This is a genomic window from Microbacterium sp. GbtcB4 (genome assembly GCF_019091465.1).
GTDB classification, from domain to species: domain Bacteria; phylum Actinomycetota; class Actinomycetes; order Actinomycetales; family Microbacteriaceae; genus Microbacterium; species Microbacterium paraoxydans.
This window is the reverse complement of the sequence record NZ_JAGXJJ010000408.1, coordinates 1-244: the sequence shown is the minus strand read 5'-3', so window position 1 is coordinate 244 and position 244 is coordinate 1. Positions and strand designations below refer to the sequence as shown.

The following is a 244-nucleotide window of genomic DNA, read 5'->3' as shown; positions in this document are numbered from 1 at the left end:
ACTGGCAGACGTGCGGATTGCCATCGGCATTCAGCACGGAGGCGCGAACCCAGGCACAGCGCGTATCTGCGGCGTTGGCATCACCCGATGCACAGGCCGTTGCATCGGCTTCCAGCGGCGCGTCCAGCAATGCCGCCAATGCCGCCAGAGCAGCCCGCTGTCCTTCTTCCTGGGCGACGATATCGGACAGGCTTTTCGATGCCCATGTTCCGGCGCAATCCCCCGCCGCCAGCACACCGGACAC

At 65.6% G+C, this 244-nt stretch carries 1 protein-coding gene; it reads right to left on the bottom strand.

The window, feature by feature from the left end:
* On the bottom strand, positions 1–244 hold a 244-nt coding region (locus KVS71_RS18320; RefSeq protein WP_217585250.1), incomplete at both ends, for a hypothetical protein.